Origin of the sequence: Malaciobacter marinus (assembly GCF_003544855.1) — a bacterium.
Lineage (GTDB): Bacteria > Campylobacterota > Campylobacteria > Campylobacterales > Arcobacteraceae > Malaciobacter > Malaciobacter marinus.
The window spans coordinates 1,778,015-1,798,885 of the sequence record NZ_CP032101.1; the positions used below are offsets into that span (position 1 = coordinate 1,778,015).

A 20,871-nucleotide genomic window follows, 5' to 3' on the forward strand; every position below is an offset into this window, starting at 1 on the left:
TCGATTTATTATAAAAGTAATAATCTAATATCACTTAGTAATTTTGATAGTGTTGTTGTAAATCTAGCGCCATCTGCACCATCAATAACTCTATGGTCATATGATAATGATAATGGAAGCATTAATCTTGGCTCAAATTTCTCACCATCCCATTTTGGTTTCATTTCAGATTTTGATAAACCTAAAATAGCAACTTCTGGTGCATTAATAATTGGAGTAAATGCAGTTCCTCCAATTCCACCAAGACTAGAGATTGTAAAACAAGCACCTTGCATATCTTGTGCTTTTAATTTTCCATCTCTTGCTTTAATAGAAATCTCTTTTAACTCTAAAGATAACTCTTCAATTCCTTTTTTATCAACATCTTTAAGTACAGGAACTACAAGTCCATTTGGTGTATCAACTGCAACTGCTATATTGATATACTTTTTAAGAATAATACTTTGACCATCAGGACTTAATGATGAATTAAAATTAGGATGCAATTCTAGTGCTTTTGCAACAGCTTTTAAAGCAAATACAAGAGGAGAAATCTTAACACCATTCTCTTTTTTAGCTAAAAGTTCATTTTGTGCTTTTCTAAACTCTTCAAGTTCAGAAATATCAGCTTCATCAAACTGTGTAATATGAGGAATTCCAAGCCAGTTTCTATGTAAACTAGGTCCAGATATTTTTTGTATTCTAGTCATTTCAACAGTTTCAATTTCACCAAATTTTGAAAAGTCAACTGGTTTTAATTTTGGTAAATCAAAGCCAAGACCCGAATCAGCATTTCCAGAAGATTGAGATGATGGTTTACTTAATTCTGATTTGATAAATAGTCTTACATCTTCTTTTAAAATTCTATTTTTTCTTCCTGTTCCACTAACTTTTGATAAATCAACACCAAACTCTCTTGCAATTCTTCTAACAGATGGAGAAGCATAAACTTTTCCAGTTGTTTTTACAGGTTCTGCTTGAGTTTGAGATGAACTGTTTTGCTCTTTTGATTCTTCTTTTACTTCTTCAGCTTCTACTTTTGCTGTAGGCTCTTTTGTCTCTTTTTTAGTAGCAGGTTTTGAAGCAACTGTTTTTTCAACTGTTTTTTCAATTTTACCAATAACTGTTCCAGTAGATACTTTATCTCCTGCTTTAACAGTTAATTCAACTATTTTTCCTTTAGCTGGTGATGGAACATCCATAGTTGCTTTTTCTGTTTCTAAAGTAATAAGTCCATCTTCTTCTTCAACTTCATCACCTGCACTAACAGATATTTCAATTACATCAACTTCACCATCTTCACCTAAATCAGGAACAACTATATCTTCTACAACACTTGAAGTTTCAACACTTTGAGACTCTTCTTGTTTTTCTTCTTTTGGCTCTTCTTCTTTTTGTGTTTCTTCTTGTTTTACTTCTTCTTTTGGTTCTTCTTTAGTATCTTCTTTTGGCTGTTCATCTTGTGTACTATCTTCTTTTTTCATAGTACACACTAAATCACCCTCAGAAAGTTTATCTCCAGCTTTTACACTAATTGATTCAATAGTTCCGCCAAAATTTGCAGGAATATCCATAGAAGCTTTTTCTGTTTCTACAACAATAATAGCCTCTTCTTCTTCAATTGAATCTCCAGATTTAACACAAACTTCAATTACTTCTACTTCTTCTCCACCAACATCTGGTAGTTTAATTTCTTCTATACTCATTACTTCACCTTATGCTTTTAATGGGTTTACTTTTTCTGTATTGATTTTAAATTTTTTAATTGTATCTAATAATACTGATTTTTCAAGTATTCCTTTTTCTACTAATTGAGAAATCGTAGTAAATACAATAAATCTTGAATCAACTTCAAAGTGAGCTCTTAAATTCTCTCTACTATCAGATCTACCAAATCCATCAGTTCCTAATGCTTTAAAGCTTCCTTTTACATAAGCTCTTACTTGTTCTGAGTATAATTTAATATAATCAGTTGCAGAAACAATAATATTGTCTTCATTATCACCTAAAGTTTCAGTAATAAATGGTACTTTTTTCTCTTCATCTGGGTGTAAAGTATTGTATCTATCAATATCTTGTGCTTCTCTTGTTAATTCATTAAATGAAGTAACTGAGTAAACCTCAGAAGAGATTCCATAATCATCAGATAAAATTTGTGCAGCTTGTCTTACTTGCTCTAAAATAGAACCACAACCAAGTAGTTTTACATTGTAGTTTTCTTTTGCTTTTACATCTTCTAATTTATAAATACCTTTTATAATACCCTCTTCTACACCTTCTGGAAGTTCAGGTTGTTTATAGTTTTCATTTAGTGTTGTTAAGTAATAGAATACATTTTCTTGTTTTTCACCATACATTCTTTCAATACCATTTTGTACTATAACAGCCAGTTCATAACCATAAGTTGGGTCATATGAAATACAATTTGGTATAGTATTTGCTAAAATATGAGAGTGTCCATCTTGATGTTGTAATCCCTCACCATTTAATGTAGTTCTACCTGATGTTCCACCAACTAAGAAACCTCTTGCTTGTAAATCTCCCGCTGCCCATGCCATATCACCAATTCTTTGGAATCCAAACATTGAATAATATACATAAAATGGAATCATTGGACAATCATTTACAGAGTATGAAGTAGCTGCAGCAACCCATGAACCCATTGCTCCAAGCTCATTGATACCTTCTTGAAGTACTTGTCCTTTTTTATCTTCTTTATAGTATGCTACTTGATCTCTATCTTGAGGAACATATTTTTGTCCTTCGTGAGCATAAATACCAATTTGTCTAAACATACCTTCCATACCAAATGTTCTAGCTTCATCTGGAACAATAGGAACAATGCTTTTTCCAATTGATTTGTCTTTTACTAGTGAACTTAAAATTCTTACAAGTACCATAGTAGTAGAAACTTCTCTATCACCACTTCCTTTTAATATTGCGTCAAATGCATCAAGTTTTGGAATAGTTAACTTATCACTAAACTCTTTTCTTCTTTGAGGAACATATCCACCAAGAGCTGCTCTTCTTTCTCTTAAGTATTGCATTTCTTCGCTATCTTCAGCTGGTTTATAATAAGGAAGCTCTTTTATCTGTTCATCTGAAATAGGAATATCAAATCTATCTCTAAATTTTCTTAATGTATCAAAATCAATCTTTTTAACACCATGAGCAATATTTTTACCCTCAGCAGCATCACCCATACCATAACCTTTAACAGTTTTTGCTAATATTACAGTTGGTCTTCCTTTTGTCTCATTGGCTTTTTTATAAGCTGCATATACTTTTACAGGGTCGTGTCCACCTCTGTTTAATCTCCAGATTTCATCATCACCCATATTTGCAACTAATTCTTTTGTTTCTTCATACTTATTAAAGAAATTCTCTCTTGTGTAAGCTCCACCTTTTTGTTTATAGTTTTGATACTCACCATCAACAGTTTCATTCATAACTTTTATTAATTTACCTGATTTATCTTTTTCTAATAAAGGATCCCAGTATCTTCCCCAAATAACTTTAATAACTTCCCATTTTGCACCTCTAAATTCACCCTCAAGCTCTTGAATGATTTTTCCATTACCTCTTACAGGCCCATCAAGTCTTTGTAAGTTACAATTTACAACAAAAATTAAGTTATCTAATCCCTCACGTCCAGCAAGTCCAATTGCACCTAAAGATTCAGGCTCATCACACTCACCATCACCCATGAAACAATAAACTTTTTGATTACTACAATCTTTAATACCTCTATCAGTTAAGTATTTTAAAAATCTAGCTTGATAAATTGCTTGTATTGGTCCAAGTCCCATAGATACAGTAGGAAATTGCCAATACTCTGGCATTAGTTTTGGATGTGGATATGATGAAAGACCTTTTCCATCTACTTCTTGTCTAAAGTTATCCATTTGTTCTTCTGAAATTCTACCCTCTACAAAACTTCTTGCATAAATACCAGGAGAAATATGTCCTTGGAAAAATATCAAATCTCCACCATCTTTTTCACTTGGTGCTCTAAAGAAGTGGTTAAATCCAACATCATATAAAGTTGCAGAAGATGCAAAAGATGCAATATGTCCACCTAGTTCTAAGTTCTTTTTTGAAGCTCTTAAAACCATAGTTTGTGCATTCCATCTAATAATTGATCTAATTTTTCTTTCTAATAATAAATTTGCTGGCATCTTAGGTTCTTGATGCACAGGAATAGTATTTAAATATGCAGTCGTAGCTTTAAAAGGAAGATATCCTCCACTTCTTCTTGCTTTATCAATAAGTTTTTCAAGTAAGTAGTGAGCTCTATCTGTCCCATCTTCTTCGATAATTGTATCAAGTGCCTCTAACCATTCTTTAGTTTCGTTAGGGTCAATATCTTTTAATTGTATATCTGACATATATACTCCTTTTAAATTTTATTTGGGTTCACTAGCAAATAATATTAAAATAATACAATAATTAACTTATTTAATAGTTATTTGTTTAAAGTATTAAAACATTATAAGAAACAAAGGTTACATAACAGTAATATATCAAAAAAATTTTCTTTTTTTTATAATATTAATAAAAAATTTTAAGTATTTAATAAGAATGTAACCATTTTGAATAGTTTGATTTGTTATAATGCTTATAAAATGTTAAATTATGTATTTATTATGTTTAAAAATGCCTATAAATTTAATCATAAATTAAATTTTTTTGCTAATGCCTAAGGCTTAATGCATTTGCCTTCAATAACAGCTATAATTTTACATAAAAAATTTGATTTTTAAAAGAGAAATTTAAATTTTGAAAGTGAGTCATGAAGAAAAATAAAATTTTTAGATTAATTCTTTCTACTAATGAAAATGCAAAAATTAACATGGGAATAGATAAAGTCCTAGTAAATTCATTTGAAAATGATAATCTACCGATATTACGTCTTTATACATGGCAAAAATCTTTTACAGTTGGATTATCTCAAAAATGTGAAGATTATCCTACTTATATAAAAGAGTATAAAAACAACTGTGCAAAGAGAATTACAGGTGGTGGAGTACTTTTTCATGGACATGACTTATCATATAGTTTAGTCCTGCCAAGTAGTGATTTTCAAGACTTGAGTGTAAAACAAAGTTATGAAAAAATTTGTCAGTTTTTATTGCTATTTTATAAAAACTTAGGTTTAAATAGCTGTTTTGCAAAAGACTCACCACATGTTACACTAAGTAAAAGTGAGTTTTGTCAAGTTGGATTTGAAGCTTATGATATTTTAGTAAATGAAACTAAAATAGGTGGAAATGCTCAAAAAAGAACAAAAAGAGTAATTTTCCAACATGGTTCAATTCCAATAAAAGGTGTAAATAATGATAAGAAGATTGGTTCAACATTAGAAGATTTTAATATAAATCTTAGTTTTGAAGAAGCCATAGAAAAAGTAATCAAGGCCTTTGAAAAAAGTTTTGAAGCAACATTGAAAGAATCTTCTTTAACAAGTAAAGAGAATGACAAACTAGTAAAACTATTAGAGGAAAATAAATGACAGTAGCAAAAAAAGTAAATTTTAAAAAACCAGATTGGCTTAGAAAAAAACTAGTTCCAACAGCTCAAAAAGAGATGGAAGCACTGTTAGGGAAACATGGACTTCATACAATCTGCCAAGAAGCAAAATGTCCAAATATTAGTGAATGTTATGCTAAAAAGAATGCTACATTTTTAATATTGGGGAATATCTGTACAAGAAGATGTACATACTGTAATGTACACACAGGAAAACCAACAGAAGTTGATATAGCAGAAGTTGATGGAGTTACAGAATCTGTACTTAAATTAGGACTTAAGTTTGTTGTTATTACAAGTCCAGCAAGAGATGATTTAAAAGATGGTGGAGCACAACAGTTTTATAGAGTTACTAAAAATATTTTAGAGAAATCTCCAGGTACACAAGTTGAGATATTAATACCTGATTTTCAAGCAAAAGAGGACTCTTTAAAAACTGTTGTTGATAGTGGTGCTGTTATAATTGGACACAATGTAGAAACAGTACCCTCACTTTATCGTGTAAGAAAAAATGCTTCTTACAAAAGAAGTTTACAAGTTTTAAAAAGATTAAAAGAGTTAGGTGGCGATAAAATCAAAACAAAAAGTGCTTTGATGGTAGGACTTGGAGAAACAGAAGAAGAGATGGTTCAAGTGTTTAAAGACTTACTTGAAGTTGGATGCAAATTTTTAAGTATTGGACAATATTTAGCTCCATCAGGAGATTATGAAACAGTAAAAGAGTTTGTAAAACCAGAACAGTTTGAAAGATATAAACAAATTGCTTTAGATCTTGGTTTTGATTTTGTACATAGTACTCCATATGCTAGAAGTTCTTACTTAGCGCATGAATACTTATCAAACGAAAAAAATACTATATAAAAGAAAGGATAAAACTTGAATAATAAAAAAGTTGGAATCATTGGCGTAGGAAATGTAGGAGCTACTTTAGCTTTTAACTTGGCTTCAAAGAGTCTTTGTAATGAAATAGTTCTTAAAGATTTAAGAGAAAATATTGTTGAGGCAATGGCCTTAGATATTTCACAATCTGCAAATGCAGCTAATTCAAAAACAAAAGTAGGTTTTGCACATAATAATGAAAACTTTGCAAATTGTGATGTGATTGTTATTACTGCTGGAATACCAAGAAAACCAGGAATGAGTAGAGATGATTTACTTCTAACAAATGCAAAAATCATGACATCAGTAATAAATGATATAAATGAACAAAATCCAAATGCTATTTATATTATTGTATCAAATCCACTTGATGCGATGGTTTATACAGCACTTAAAGCATCTAAACTTGACAAAAATAAAGTTCTAGGAATGGCAGGGATTTTAGATAGTGCTAGAATGAGTCACTTTATTTTTGAAGAGTTAGGATATGGAGAAGGTGAGATTGATGCTTCAGTAATGGGTGGACATGGTGATGATATGGTTCCATTAGCAAACTACTCAACAGTTGAGGGAAAACCACTAGATAAAATTTTAAATGAAGAACAAATTGAAAAAATAATCAATAAAACTAGACATGGTGGTGCTCAAATAGTAAAACTACTTGAAACTGGCTCTGCATATTATGCACCTGCATACTCAGCATCACTTATGGTAGAAGCAATCTTATCTAATAATAAAAAAGTATATCCTTGTGCAGTTATGCTAGAGGGTGAATATGGATATGAAGATATCGTTGCTGGTGTTCCTGTAAGACTGGGTAAAAATGGAGTTGAAGAAGTAATTGAGTTAAAACTTGATGAAAAACAAACAGCTGAATTTGCAAAATCTATTGACTCTGTAAAAGAGCTTGTTGATACACTTGATACTAAATTTTTCGTATAATTCTTAAAAGTTACACTTTTTGTGTAGCTTTTAAACTCACTTTTATAAAAATTATTTTTTTATATACTAAAATAAATTATATAATTACTTCAACTACATAAACCTATATTACTTACATAAAAGCATTTTTCTTTAATATTTTTTTGAAATTATTTGAAAATAAATAATAAATTTATGATAATAAAAAAAGAAGTGTCGTAAGTGTCATTTTTATAAGAAAATTTAGATAAAATTTTTAATTGAATTCTAGGTATTAAGATTTTTTATTAAATTATTTAATCTATTTGCACTATTTTCTATGGCATCAAGATTTAATTTTACATCATCATCTGTTAGTTTTAAATTTAATTCATCTTTTAATCTAAATGCGCTAACTGAAGTCATAATAGTAAATAATGGGATTTTTAACTTTTCTATATCATTAGTAATTTCTTTTTTAAAAGAGAAATAGTTTTCTGCATATAATGTAGTGCTAGTATTGTGGATTATTGAGAAGTAATATGTTTTTTCACTTTTGACATCTTTATAAATACAGTTTTGTATCATACAACTTAACAAGGTGCCATCTTTTTTTATATAGGTATAGTATTTTTTAGAATTATTTATATGTTCTAAATCTTGTATTTTTTTATTAAATAAAGCATAGGTATTAATATTATAATTTAATTCCCATATTTTTTTATTATTTACAATATTACTTTTTTCATAACCTAATAAATCACAGAAAGTAGAATTTACATATAAAATATCGCCCTTTTCATTTGTAACAATAAATCCATTTTGAAAATTATCAATTATTTCAAAAAATAATTTATTAATATCGCCCATTTTTACTCCTGAATTCAATTATTATTCAATAATATCAAATATTACCATAGGGTATTATTAAATATTACCTATAAGTAATATCATTCTAGTGAAACTATAAGGAGAATAATGTTGTTGTCAGAAATAACTGAAGAAGATTCAGTGAAATTTCATCAAAATATTTCAAAAAATGTAAGAAAAATAAGAAGAGAAAAAAAATTAACACAATTAGATGTGAGTATAGCATTGGGGTTTTCTAATCCATCATTTATTACAAATGCAGAATCAAATACATCAAATAAAAAATTTAACTTAAATCAATTGCATAAATTATCAATAATATTTGATATACCTATATGCGAATTTTTCAAAGTAAACGAATAAGTATAATTGTAAAATCCAACTAAAATTCTATCCTAAAGGACATAGTATTATTAAGCATAATATGACTGTTTTTTAGATATCATCCCAACTACTTAAATTAATAATTTTATCTATAAAAATAGAGTTTTGATAGTTCAATTTATAGATCAACAAAGATATAATATTTTATAAATTTTAAAAGTGCATTTTAAAGAAAGAAGAAGAATAAATGGCATTAATAGACTTACAAAACATAACTAAACAATACGATACAAAAGTAATATTAAAAGATGTAAACTTTACTTTAACACCTGGACAAAGAATTGCGGTAATTGGTCAAAATGGTCAAGGCAAGTCAACTTTACTAAAAGTTATTATGGGTGAGGTTGAAGTAGATTCTGGTGAAAAATCAATTGATAAATCTATAAAAATAGAGATGTTAGCTCAACAACCAAAGTTTGAACCAGAGCTTACAGTAAGAGAAGCAATTGAGCAACAACTAACAGAAATAAACACAGCAAAAAAAAGATATGAAGAAGTTGCACAAGAACTTGCAATTGATTATGAAAACAATGATTTGTTACAAGAGCAAAGTAAACTAGCTACTTATATAGATTTTCACAATGCTTGGGATTTGGACAATATGATTGAAAGAGTCTTAAAAGAGTTTCAATTAAAAGAGTTTGAATTTAAAGATGTAAATCTTTTAAGTGGAGGAGAACAAAGAAGAGTTAGCCTTGCAACCTTATTACTTAAAAAACCTGATATTTTACTTTTAGATGAACCTACAAACCATCTTGATGTTTATATGGTAGAGTTTTTAGAATCACTTCTAATGAAGAATAACTTTACTTTACTATTTATCTCTCATGATAGATATTTTATTGATAATATTGCTACAAATATTGTTGAAATAGAAAATGGAAACCTAAGAAAATTCAATGGTGGATATAGTGATTATTTAGGTCAAAAAGAAGAGTTATTATCAAACATGCAAAAAGAGCATGAAAATTTAATAAGACTTGTAAAAAGAGAAGCCCATTGGATGCAAAGAGGCGTTACAGCTAGAAGAAAAAGAAATGAAAGAAGAAAATCAGAATATTTTGATTTGAAGAAAAAGGCAAAATCAAACCCTGCACAAATAAAAAAGATGTCTTTAGAACTTCAAAGAGAACAAAAAGCGTTTAATGCACCTGAGGGACAAAATAAAAATAAAAGAAAAATGCTTTTTGAACTTGATAAGATAAAAAAATCTTTAGGGAATAAACTTCTTATCAAAAACTTCACTACAAGAATTTTACAAAAAGATGTTATTGCAATAGTTGGTCCAAATGGAACTGGAAAATCAACAATGCTAAAACTATTTACACAAAAACTACAAATTGATGAAGGTAGATTTAAAAAGGGTGATTTTACTATTGGATATTTTGACCAACACAGAGAAATGCTTGATGATTCAAAAACAATTATGGATATTTTTTGTCCAAATGGTGGAGATAGAGTTGTTTTAGATGATGGAAGAAATATGCATGTATTTGGATACTTGAAAAACTTTTTATTTCCAAGAGAGTATCTTGATAAAAAAATTGGATTATTAAGTGGTGGAGAAAAAAATAGAGTTGCTTTAGCACTTTTATTTACAAAAAATTATGATTGTTTGATACTTGATGAGCCTACAAATGATTTGGATATTCCAACAATAAATATCTTAGAAGAGTATTTACAAAATTTTCAAGGTGCGCTTATATTTGTAAGTCATGATAGATATTTTGTAGATAAAATTGCAACAAAACTATTTGTATTTAGAGGAATTGAAGGACTAGTTGAAGAGAGTTATCAACCATATACAGAGTATCTTGAAGTAGAAAAAGAGATAAAAGACTTAGAAGATTATGAAAAAGAGCTTCAAAAAACAAGTCAAAATGAAGAAAAAAAGAGATCTCAACCAAAAAAGCAAAATAAACTAAGCTACAAAGATCAAGTCGAATATGACAAACTGCCAGATGAGATAGAAGAGTTAGAAAATAAAATTGAAGAGATAAATAACTGCCTTGCAAATCCAAAATGTTATGAACAAAAAGGTATTGTCATAGTATCACAAGAATTAGAAGAAGTAAAAAGTGTCTATGAAACAAAAGTAGAAAGATTTTTAGAGCTTGAAGAACTAATAGAAAGCTTTAATTCATAAAAAGATATAATAAATAAAAAACAAGGATATTCATGAGTTTAAAAGAACAATTAAAAACTGATTTAAAAGATGCAATGAGAGCAAAAGAGTTAGTAAAAAGAGACTCAATAAGAGCAATAAATACAATGATTAAACAAATTGAAGTTGATGAAAGAAAAGAATTAAATGATGAAGATATTTTAAAACTTATTCAAAAAGGTATTAAACAAAGACAAGAAGCTATTATTCAATACAAAGATGCACAAAGAGATGAGCTTGTAGAAAAAGAACAAGAACAAATTGATATATTTAAACAATACTTACCAAAACAATTAGATGATGCAGAATTAGAAGCTAGAATCAAAGACATAATAGCAGAAGTAAAAGCAGAAAGTATCAAAGATATGGGTAAAGTTATGGGGACAGCAACAAAGAAATTTGCAGGAGTTGCAGATGGAAAAAGAATCAATGAAATAGTAAAAAAACTTTTATCATAAAAGGATTATATTATGGGAAATGATATCAAAGAAGTAGCAAAAAAAACTATTAAAAATCTATTTATAAAAAATATTGAACCAACTCCAAATGAGTATCATAAAGAGTTTTGTATAATTGCTAAAGAGTATAAATTAAATGCGAAAGAATGCACTCAATTTAAAGAATTAGTAAGTAGATTAAATAATGAAGAACAAGAAGAGATAAAAAGTAAAAATATAACTACTTTTGAAGATATGATTCCCATACTTTTAAATAGAGTTGCTACAAAAAACTTAAAAACTTTGACATCACTTTTTAAAGAATCTATGACACCATCTATTTCAATTGGTTTAGATGATAAGATAACAAAATTTTCTGTTAAAATAGGAAATTCTCCAGCACTACTTTTTGAAGAAGAGATTCAAAAAGAGATGCAAAGCTTCATCACAAATAGATTTGAAGCTGATAAAAAAGTAGTTCAAGAAAAAACAGCAGAAATTGCAAAGCTTGTAACACTTATGGGTAAGCACTTAAATGAAGCTATTTCAAGTAGTGGAGATAGTGGTGTTGAAGTATCAAATATAAAAGATGAAATTCAAGCTATAAATCTTACAGATAATGGAATAAAAGAATTAACAACACTACAAAGTAAACTTATAAATGCAGCAATGTCAATAGAAAATGAGATGACAAATGTAGGGGAAAAATTATCTTCTGGAAAAGATAAAGTTCAAGAGCTTGAAGATAAAGTAAAAACACTTGAAGAACAACTTTCTAAAACAAAAGAAGAGAATTTAAAAGATCATTTAACAGGCTTACTTACTAGAAAAGCATATGAATATGAAGCTAAAAAAACAGAAGAAAATTATAAAAGAAATGATACACAGTATGCAATAGTATTTTTTGACATTGACCACTTTAAAGCAATCAATGACAAATATGGTCACGCAGGTGGTGACATGATACTATCTACTTTTGGAAAAATCTTAAGTAAATATACAAGAGATATGGATATTGTAGGAAGATATGGAGGAGAAGAGTTTATTGCTATAATTCATTTTAATCTTAAAAGAGAACTTCTAAAATATCTAAAAAGAATCAAAAGTATAGTTACACAAAATAATTTTATCTATGAAAAGAAAAAGATAAAAATCACTTTTTCAGCTGGGGTTACTATTAGAAATGACCATGAGTCATATGATAGTGCAATACAAAAAGCAGATATGCTTTTATATAAAGCAAAAGAAGAAGGTAGAAATAAAATTATACTTGAAGATAATACAGTCATATAAAGTAAGATTAATTCTTATTTTTTAAATTTTATAATTTAGAAATAATTTTATAGTTTTATATACTTTTATTGTTTATATTATGTTAAAATAGTGTAAATAATAAAAGAAGCTATTATGAAAAAGAAATTTTACATAAAGATTAGACCTACAATCTCATTTATTTTGGTATTTTTAATAATTTCTGTTATATCTATAACCTTACTTTTACAATATAATTTCTCTTTAGATTTAGCCAAAAATGCAACAAAAGATAATTTTTCACAAATCTCTGAAAACGTTGAAGAGAGACTACAAAATTTAGATAAGCGTCATAATGATTTAATATCCATACTTCAACTTTACAAAGAAATAAAACAAACACCACAAAAAAATAAACGCCACCCTCTTTTGAAACTTATCACAACTGCATTAAATAACAATAAGCATATCTATGCTTTATATGTAGGTCATGAAGATAATACTTTTTATGAAGTAATAAATCTAAATATAAATGAAAAACTAAGAAAAAAATATAATGCAAATAAAGAAGAAAGATGGCTTATAGTAAAAATTTATGATAAAAATGGAACTCATGTAAGATATGATGAATATCTAAACAAAAACTTAATACAAATAAGAAGTATAGAAAGTAAAACAAGTTACCGCCCTACTTCAAGACCTTGGTACAAAGAAGCAATAAAGGATAATTCTATAATAAGAACTGAGCCATATTTATTTACAAATTTAGATAATTTTGGAGTAACTTATGCAAAAAAGGTTACTAGTACTAAATCTGTAATTGGTCTTGATTTATCACTTCAAAGTCTTGATAATTTTCTTAAAAAACAAATTCATATTGATAAACAAGGAATATACTTGATAAAAAAAGATATGAAAATAATCTCAAAAGCAGGAAAGAATATAAAAGATAAAAAGATTGATAGTACTTTAAAAGAGAAAATAACAAAAATAATAAATACTCAAATAGCTTACAAATCTTTTAGCATGAAAATCAATGATATAAATTATTTTATATATTTTTCTAAAATTGAATCAATTTATAAAAATAAAGATTATCTTCTAATTACAGTGCCTCAAGATATAATTATGCAACCATACACAAATAGAATTTTTTATTCATTCTTGATGACTATAGGTCTTCTTAGTTTTATTATACCTCTTATTTGGTACTCTACGAAAATTTTAGTAAATCCAATAGAAAAACTTGAAGAACAAAATAACAAAATATTAAGAAGAGAATTCACAAAAGTAGAAGATATAAATACAAATATTAAAGAGTTAGATGAACTTTCAAAATCTCTTGTAAATATGTCTAAATCTCTTAAAGAATATGAAGATAAACAACAAGAACTAATGGATTCATTTATCAAACTTATTGCAAGTGCTATTGATGCAAAATCAAAATATACAGGGGCACATTGTGCAAGAGTTCCAATACTTACTATGTTAATAGCAAATAAGGCACATCAAAGCAATGAAAGCATATTTAAAGATTTTACTTTTAAAAATGAAGAAGAAAAAAGAGAACTAAGTATTGCCGCTTGGTTACATGATTGTGGAAAAGTTACTACTCCTGAATATGTTGTTGATAAAGCGACTAAACTTGAAACTATATATAATAGAATCCATGAAATAAGAACTAGATTTGAAGTTATTTATAGAGATATGACTATTCAAATGTACAAAAATATCTTAGATGGAAAAGATAAAAAAGAAGAAGAAAACCTTTTAAAGCAGAAGTTAAATAATCTACAAGAAGAGTATAAAATTGTTGCGAAGGCAAATATTGGTTCTGAATTTATGAGTGATGAAGATATAGAAAAAATTAAACAAATATCAAAAAAACAATGGACAAGATATTTTGATAAGACAATAGGTTTATCACAAGATGAAGAATCAAGAGTAGATAAAAATAAAATACAAACTCCATGCAAAGAGTATTTATTAAGTGATAAAAAAGAGCATATAATAAAAAGAAATAAAGATGACATTAAAGATTATGATAAATACAATTTTAAAATTGATGTACCAAAAGATCTTTATAATTTAGGAGAAGTATATAATCTATGTATTAAAAAAGGCACACTTACAAATGAAGAAAGGTACAAAATCAATGAACATATCATTATGTCAATTATCATGCTTGAACAACTCCCTTTTAGTGACAACTTAAAAAGAGTTCCAGAATATGCAGGAGCACATCATGAAACTCTTATTGGTACAGGATATCCCAAAAAATTAAAAAAACAAGACATGTCAATCCCAGCTAGAATCATGGCTATCACTGATATTTTTGAAGCTTTAACAGCATCAGATAGACCATATAAAAAAGCAAAAACATTAAGTGAAGCTATTGGTATACTTAGTCTTATGGTAAAAGAAAAACATATTGATGAAGATATTTTTAGACTATTTCTAAGCTCAGGCGCATATAAAGAGTATGCTCAAAAATACCTAAAAAAAGAACAAATAGATGAAGTAGATATATCTTTATATATCTAATCATCAAAAGATTTAGGTTTATCAAATAAAAAACCTTGACAATAATCAACATTTAAAATTTTTAACTTTTCATAAAGTTCATTTGAAAATACATGTTTTGCAATAACTTTAATATCTGCTTCTTTTGCAAAATTTATAATATTTTTTACAAAAAGATAAGCTATTTTATCTTCTAAAATAGATTTTATAATATCACCATCAATTTTTATATAATCAACTTTTATTGAACATAGATAATGTAAATTTGAATATCCCACTCCAAAATTATCTATATATATTTTATAACCCAATTCTTTTAATTTTAAAAGATTTTCTTTTACTTTATTATCTTTTACAATTTTTTCATTTAATATAATTTCTAAGCCTAATCTATTTGATATATCTTTATCTAAAAATGCATTCTTTTCAAGTAATTTTATTATTGAATCATTTTTTATATCCTGAGAGTTTAAATTTACATTTAAAAACATAGTCTTATTCTTTCTTAATCTTTCAAAACAAATTTTTAAAACTCTTTTTGAAATATTTCTTAGAATAAAAGTTCCTTTTATAGAAGAAATAATATCTATTGGTTCAGCAATTGAATTATCTTTTTTTCTGATTCTTAATAATGCTTCTGAAAAAATTTCTTCTTTAGTATAAGTATCTACAACTTTTTGATAAAAGCAAAAGACTCTTTTTTCATCTAAAGCTTCTTTTATTTCATTTATAGATAGTTTATTATCATCGTGAACTTGAGAGTTTTCATTGTAAATTTGAATATTGTTTCGACCTTTGTCTTTAGCTAAGTATAGAGCTTTATCTGCTAGTTTAAAAGCTTCTTCAAAGTTTTTTGATTTTGCTGGTTGTAAATTAACTCCAATAGATACAGTAATATCCAAATTAGACTTATTTGAAATAGGAAATTTTTCTTTTTGAATATTTGTAAATATCCTTTCAATGACATTTAAAGCTATTAAATTATCATTTCGTTTAACTTTTGCAAAGATAAGAAACTCTTCTCCACCATATCTAATAACAATATCATCTTTTTTTCGTGTAGATTTTAAAATAATAACAGCAACTTGTTTTAATATTTTATCTCCAATATTATGTCCATAATTATCATTTACAAGTTTAAAATTATCAATATCAATTGCTGCAATAATATAATCATCTAAATTTATAAACTCTTCATACTCTTGTAAATAGTTTCTATTAAAAACATTTGTTAATTTATCTGTATACGCACTTTGTTTGACTGAAATATATCTTTTTGATTGAATTAATAAAACAAATAAAAATAATAAAAGTATAAAAATTACTATAATTATAGTATCTTTTATTATAGAGATAATATCATTTATCTCTTTAACTTTTTTTATTGAAAAATCAATTGCTAAAATTAAAATTACTTCATTATTTTGGATAATCGGAACTAAATATGTAATTGAAATCTGTTTTAAATATTTATTTTGAATAATTATAGGTGCTTTAGTATCAAATAACATTAGCCATTTTTTATTATCTATGTCAAACTTTTGATTAGGGAAAGCTTTATTTAGACCTTTTGCACCATCAACTAAAAATCTAAATACACCCCTGTTATCTTTATAAAGTAAATATGCATATTTTATATTTTGCGTAACTAAAGTTTCTAAGTTTGTTTCTATTTTATTATGAAAATTTCTATTTTCTAATATTTGTTCAACATAATTTTTATCTTTATCTAATGTTTCTTTTATACTCTTAGCACTATTTAAAACAATTGATTTAACATCAGCAGTTGAAATCTGAATCATCTTTTTTTCTATATTTTCTTCAAGTTTTATTGTTCCTAAAAGAAGTAGAAATAAAATAAACGATATAATAACAGCAAATATAATTAAAAGATGTGAATCCTTTAATTCAAAAAAAGTTTTCAAACTAAAAATCCTCAATAAATTTATTATAGCTTTTTGGTAATAGTATTTTTTTAGTTCTTAGTCTATTTTTTATAAATACTATATTGGGTCTACTTTTACTCCAAAAAAATGCCCCAAAATATATATCTTTATTTAATAATTTTTTATAATTATTTGTAAAAAACAATCTTTTGTTATTTAAGCATTTTGGATCTATTTTTATATTTTTCTTTACAAAAACAAAATTTGACTTTTCACATTTATCAACTAAAGTGAAAATTTTCGAATATACCTTTTTTTCAACTTTTGAAATATTTGGGATAAAAAGCTTTATTTCACCTTTGGTTGCTAAAGTTGCGATATTTGCAATAATTTTTGCTTCCAATTCCATTTCTTTATTATATTTATTTATCAAAAATGTATATTGGTCTGATGTAGCAAATGAAATAAGTGTTAACATTAAAATTAAAGCTCTCATTAGAACACCCACTTCATAGAAACATTAAAGTTTTTACCATGATCTTCAAAAGCAAAATCATCTCCTGGAAAACCATCTTTATATAAAGATTCTGTAGATTTATCTAAGATATTAATACCCTTAATACTTAAACTTAAATCATCACTAAAGTAGTATGTAGCACCTAAATTTAAATCATAACTTGCATCAACATCAACATCCAAATAACTATATGAATTTTTGTAAATAAGTGAAGCGAAATATTCCCACTTATCTCTTTTACCCATATACTTTACATATCCACCTTTATTTGAATTATTTAGTTCTTCACTTAATTTTGTAGTATAGTAACTAATCTCAAACTTATTATTATTTTCAAAAAGATATTCATAATTAAAAATAAGACCTTCGCTTTTAATTGTATGATCAATATTCATTGTTCCAATAGGAGAAAAATAAATAAAATCATTAATTTTCACATTACTATACTTCACTCTATATTTTGAATTTGTTGTCGTATAGACACCTTCTAATGTATAAAAGTTATATTTTTGTGTATTTAAATATGGCTTGTCTTTTCTTGCAGAATCAACATCATAAAATGAAGGAGGTAAAAAAGTTTTAGTATAAAATGCTTTTAAGCCAAAATTATCAAAAGGAGTAAAAATAGCACCTATTCTATAAAGTTCTTCTGAGGCATCATCCAAAAATCCACTTCGTTCATATCTATCAAATTTTGCATTAGCAACAAAAGATAATTTTTCATTTATTTTAAGCTTATCTTGTAAAAGTAACGAATAAATATTTTCCTCATCAAAATCATGATATTCTCCTACATTTGTAGTCTGATTTAAAAAATTTACAGTTTTTCTATTATTGACTTCATATTTTTTCTTTGAAAAGTTTATTCCTGCTAATAAGGAGTTGTTTTTATAATTGTGTGTTTTAGATAAATGCGCATGAAACTTCTTTAAAGTTAAATCTTCTTTAAATTTTTTGGGTATAGTCATACCCATATTTTTTAAATCTAATACAGGTATTAAGCCTATTCCTTCATCATTTTCTTCATAATATTTTCTAGTATTTATATCTAAAGATAAAGATAATTTTAAAGAGTTGTCATATAAAAATTTTCTTGTAAAATCAATAAAAAAATCTTTTGATTTTATTTCTCCCTCATTTGGTACTACATCAAGTGAAAGTCCCATGAAGTTGTCTTTTTTTACATCAGCATAGCCTATGTTTATATCTGTTTTATCATTACTAATATCAAGATAAAAATATCTTCTTTTTGAATGATTTTTTAACTCTTCAGACTTATAGTTTGCATCTTTATTTGAATCTAAATTTTTCAAAAAAGTAAGATAAGACCAACCATTTTCAAAAGTTTGTGAATGAACAATTGATTGTGAATTTGTTCCTTGCTTTTGAGCACTAACTCTTAGCTCACTTGCATTTTCTTTGTAAGCCTTTTTTGTGTAAATTCTAATAAAATAAATACCTGTATCATTTCCCAAAGCAAAAGAGCTATCTCCATAATAAACCTCAATATAATCCACAAAATCTAAAGGCAAATTACCCCAACTAAGAAAAGGTGATTGAGAATGAACAGAAGAAATCTCATGGTCATTGATAAAGAATCTAAAAAAGCCACTAACAGTTGTCTTTGTACCTGCTAAAGAAAGACTTGGTATACCATATCTATTATGATTGAAGTTAATTAAAGGTAATTCTTTTAATATATCACTTAATTTTGTATACTGCATAAGTCTAATATCTTTTTGTGAATAGACAAAAACATGACCTAAATTTTCATCAACAGTTTGCAAAGATTTTTCTGAAGTTTCTTTATAGTTTTTAAGTAAAGAATCTAAATTTTGAGCATTAAGTGTGTTAAAAAAAATAAAAATAAAAATAATTAACTTCTTCATATTTCCCCTATAATAATGTCACTATTAGTTCGAATTTTATCAAACAATTACTAAATATTATTAGAAAAGAAAAATAATATTTTAGTAACAATATCACTTACACTCACACACGATATAGTAATATTTAGTTTTTTATTATTACTTTTTTTTCAAAAAATAACTTTTTAATTTAGTGACAGTATAATGATATCATACAAAAGTCATTTAAATGTTAGAAAAGAGAATACTCTATATACAAAACTCTTCTCTTTTACTTTTTTGCTCATATATGTTTTGTTTGTATATCAAGTCTTAAACTTCTGTTAACTTTTTCTTTATATACTTTATCTTAATAAAAAAAATTATCATTTGGGATAGTATCAATCATGAAAAAAATTATATTAACTCTATTTTTAATCACCTTACAAATTGTAAGTGCAAATTCAAATACTAAAACTATTCTTTTTTTAGGTGATTCATTAACAGAAGGCTTAGGAGTTGCACAAAAAGATGTATTTCCAAACTTAGTGGAAAATATGATTAAAACAAAACTAAAAAAAGATATCAAAATTATAAACGGTGGTGTAAGTGGCTCAACTACAAGTGATGGTTTATCTAGACTTAAATGGTATTTAAAAAGAAAGCCAGATATAGTATTTATTGCTCTTGGAGCTAATGATGGATTAAGAGGTCTAAATCTTCAACAAAGTCAAAAGAATCTTGAAGAGATTGTAGAGTTTGCACAAAAATCAAAGGCAAAAGTATTGTTAGCAGGAATGCTAATACCTCCTAATTATGGTCCTGAATACGCGAAGCGTTTTAAAAAGATGTATGAAGAGATAAAAGATAAATACAAACTTAAAAGTATGCCTTTTTTACTAGATGGTGTTGCTGGAGAAAAAGAGCTTAATCAATCAGATGGAATTCATCCAAATGCTCAAGGACACAAATATATCGCAAAAGAAGTTTATAAGTTTTTAAAGGAAGAGTTATAATGCTAAAAATAAAATCACTAAAAAAATCATACTCTCAAGGTTTAGAAACTATTGATATTTTTCAAGATTTGAATTTTCAAGTACAAAAAGCACAAACAGTTGCTATTATGGGTAAATCAGGAAGTGGTAAATCCACACTACTTTCATTGATATCAGGAATAATCAAGCCAAATAATGGAGATATAATTCTTGATAAAGTTTCTTATAAAGATTTAAAAGAGAGCCAGTTAAATGATTTTAGAGCTTCAAATATAGGTTTTGTTTTTCAAAATTTTCATTTAGTTTCTTACTTAAATGCTTTGGAAAATGTAATGCTTCCTGCAAAAGTTTGTGGTATTTCAAATCCAAAAGAAAAAGCTATAGAACTTCTAAAAGATGTAGGCTTAGAGCATAGATTAAATCATCTTCCTTCACAACTAAGTGGTGGTGAAAAACAACGAGTTGCAATAGCAAGAGCACTTATTCATAATCCTAAAATAATCTTAGCAGATGAGCCAAGTGGAAACTTAGATGAAGAAACAGGCATTGCTGTTATGGATAAACTTTTTGAACTAATCAAAAAAAACAACACTACTTTGATTTTAGTGACACACTCAAAAGATGTTGCAAAACGTTGTGAAGAAACTTATGAACTTGTATTGGGAGATTTGACTAAATGCTAGTATTGGATCTTGTTTCAAAAGCACTTG

At 26.8% G+C, this 20,871-nt stretch carries 16 protein-coding genes; 10 read left to right on the top strand and 6 right to left on the bottom strand.

The genetic code is table 11. From position 1 onward, the window contains the following. Positions 1–8: 8 nt before the first annotated feature. Positions 9–1,685 carry a dihydrolipoyllysine-residue acetyltransferase gene (gene aceF / locus AMRN_RS08685; protein WP_099312143.1) on the bottom strand — a complete coding sequence of 559 codons (1,677 nt, stop codon included), beginning with the start codon at positions 1,683–1,685 and terminating at the stop codon, positions 9–11. A gap of 9 nt (positions 1,686–1,694) precedes the next feature. Continuing rightward, the gene (aceE, locus tag AMRN_RS08690; RefSeq protein WP_099312141.1) at positions 1,695–4,367 is read right to left on the bottom strand and encodes a pyruvate dehydrogenase (acetyl-transferring), homodimeric type; all 2,673 of its coding nucleotides are present in this window, start codon (positions 4,365–4,367) and stop codon (positions 1,695–1,697) included. Between the two features lie 404 nt (positions 4,368–4,771). On the opposite strand from aceE, the gene AMRN_RS08695 reads away from it, so the two are divergent. Genes AMRN_RS08695 through mdh form a run of 3 tightly spaced genes read left to right on the top strand, consistent with a single transcriptional unit; the run spans position 4,772 to position 7,329 of the window. Next, a complete protein-coding gene (locus tag AMRN_RS08695; RefSeq protein WP_099312139.1) occupies positions 4,772–5,491 on the top strand; it encodes a lipoate--protein ligase family protein in 720 nt (239 codons plus the stop codon). Next, positions 5,488–6,369, top strand: coding sequence for a lipoyl synthase (lipA, locus tag AMRN_RS08700; RefSeq protein ID WP_099312137.1), 882 nt, complete (start codon positions 5,488–5,490; stop codon positions 6,367–6,369). The genes AMRN_RS08695 and lipA overlap by 4 nt, the downstream gene beginning before the upstream one ends. A 15-nt stretch (positions 6,370–6,384) precedes the next feature. Next, positions 6,385–7,329: a malate dehydrogenase gene (mdh, locus tag AMRN_RS08705; protein ID WP_099312135.1), complete on the top strand. Its 945-nt coding sequence runs from the start codon at positions 6,385–6,387 to the stop codon at positions 7,327–7,329. Positions 7,330–7,575: 246 nt separating this feature from the next. Here the strand turns inward: mdh and AMRN_RS08710 are convergent, their stop codons facing one another. After that, positions 7,576–8,157, bottom strand: a complete 582-nt coding sequence (locus tag AMRN_RS08710) for a PAS domain-containing protein (protein WP_099312133.1) — start codon at positions 8,155–8,157, stop codon at positions 7,576–7,578. 108 nt (positions 8,158–8,265) lie between these two features. Here AMRN_RS08710 and AMRN_RS08715 point away from each other — a divergent pair, with 108 nt between their 5' ends. The 5 genes from AMRN_RS08715 (at position 8,266) to AMRN_RS08735 (ending at position 14,937) form a co-directional block, all read left to right on the top strand. Further along, on the top strand, positions 8,266–8,520 hold the full coding sequence (locus AMRN_RS08715; RefSeq protein ID WP_099312131.1) for a helix-turn-helix domain-containing protein: 255 nt from the start codon (positions 8,266–8,268) through the stop codon (positions 8,518–8,520). 208 nt (positions 8,521–8,728) lie between these two features. After that, the gene (gene abc-f / locus AMRN_RS08720; protein WP_099312129.1) at positions 8,729–10,687 is read left to right on the top strand and encodes a ribosomal protection-like ABC-F family protein; all 1,959 of its coding nucleotides are present in this window, start codon (positions 8,729–8,731) and stop codon (positions 10,685–10,687) included. A gap of 32 nt (positions 10,688–10,719) precedes the next feature. Beyond that, positions 10,720–11,163: a GatB/YqeY domain-containing protein gene (locus AMRN_RS08725; protein WP_099312127.1), complete on the top strand. Its 444-nt coding sequence runs from the start codon at positions 10,720–10,722 to the stop codon at positions 11,161–11,163. Positions 11,164–11,175: 12 nt separating this feature from the next. Beyond that, entirely contained in the window at positions 11,176–12,435 is a 1,260-nt protein-coding gene (locus AMRN_RS08730) for a GGDEF domain-containing protein (protein ID WP_099312125.1), read from the top strand. 114 nt (positions 12,436–12,549) lie between these two features. Then, positions 12,550–14,937, top strand: a complete 2,388-nt coding sequence (locus tag AMRN_RS08735; protein ID WP_099312123.1) for an HD domain-containing phosphohydrolase — start codon at positions 12,550–12,552, stop codon at positions 14,935–14,937. Here the strand turns inward: AMRN_RS08735 and AMRN_RS08740 are convergent. The 3 genes from AMRN_RS08740 to AMRN_RS08750 are packed head-to-tail and all read right to left on the bottom strand — an operon-like array spanning position 14,934 to position 19,208. Continuing rightward, positions 14,934–16,841 (bottom strand): EAL domain-containing protein, encoded by a 1,908-nt coding sequence (locus tag AMRN_RS08740; protein WP_118897411.1) that lies wholly within the window; start codon positions 16,839–16,841, stop codon positions 14,934–14,936. The two genes, AMRN_RS08735 and AMRN_RS08740, sit on opposite strands and share 4 nt — an antisense overlap. Position 16,842: 1 nt before the next feature. Next, positions 16,843–17,298 carry a hypothetical protein gene (locus tag AMRN_RS08745; protein WP_099310296.1) on the bottom strand — a complete coding sequence of 152 codons (456 nt, stop codon included), beginning with the start codon at positions 17,296–17,298 and terminating at the stop codon, positions 16,843–16,845. Next, on the bottom strand, positions 17,298–19,208 hold the full coding sequence (locus AMRN_RS08750) for a TonB-dependent receptor plug domain-containing protein (RefSeq protein WP_099310297.1): 1,911 nt from the start codon (positions 19,206–19,208) through the stop codon (positions 17,298–17,300). The genes AMRN_RS08745 and AMRN_RS08750 overlap by 1 nt, the downstream gene beginning before the upstream one ends. Before the next feature lie 365 nt (positions 19,209–19,573). Here AMRN_RS08750 and AMRN_RS08755 point away from each other — a divergent pair, with 365 nt between their 5' ends. Together AMRN_RS08755 and AMRN_RS08760 are read left to right on the top strand one after the other, a co-directional pair. Next, positions 19,574–20,182: an arylesterase gene (locus tag AMRN_RS08755; protein ID WP_099310298.1), complete on the top strand. Its 609-nt coding sequence runs from the start codon at positions 19,574–19,576 to the stop codon at positions 20,180–20,182. Further along, positions 20,182–20,844 (top strand): ABC transporter ATP-binding protein, encoded by a 663-nt coding sequence (locus AMRN_RS08760; RefSeq protein WP_196778516.1) that lies wholly within the window; start codon positions 20,182–20,184, stop codon positions 20,842–20,844. Before AMRN_RS08755 ends, AMRN_RS08760 begins: the two co-directional genes overlap by 1 nt. Positions 20,845–20,871 lie beyond the last annotated feature (27 nt).